This is a genomic window from Paraburkholderia piptadeniae, from assembly GCF_900007165.1.
GTDB classification, from domain to species: domain Bacteria; phylum Pseudomonadota; class Gammaproteobacteria; order Burkholderiales; family Burkholderiaceae; genus Paraburkholderia; species Paraburkholderia piptadeniae.
This window is the reverse complement of sequence record NZ_CYGY02000087.1, coordinates 3,431-3,800: the sequence shown is the minus strand read 5'-3', so window position 1 is coordinate 3,800 and position 370 is coordinate 3,431. Positions and strand designations below refer to the sequence as shown.

Below are 370 nucleotides of genomic sequence, written 5' to 3'. Positions count from 1 at the left end.
CGTCATCGCGCGCAGCAGGTCTGCGTCACGCTGCCGAGGGCACGTTCCGTCACGCCCGTGTGTCCGTACGCACCGGCCACGATCAGGACGGTATCAAGATCAGCGGCCTGGGGCAGCAATATTTCACCGCGCTCGCGGCGCGACATCGTGTGATGGACATGGAAGTCGGCCTATACACCGTACCACCTCAGCGCAGTCGCGAATTCGGAGGTCAGGGGACCGGTTGCAGGCCGATCGTCTTCGGGCTCAGCCAGCATGACCACCCTGCCGTGCGTGGCGCGCTGCAGCAGCGGCAGCGCATCGTGCCACGCACGGGTGGCCGCACGACCGCCATCCCACACGATCATGGGGCGCTCACCCGGCGAGTCAA

1 pseudogene is annotated in these 370 nt (G+C 66.8%); it reads right to left on the bottom strand.

The features are described 5' to 3' along the window. Nucleotides 1–170: 170 nt before the first annotated feature. Nucleotides 171–370: pseudogene (locus BN2476_RS47790) on the bottom strand (universal stress protein); the annotation flags it as partial.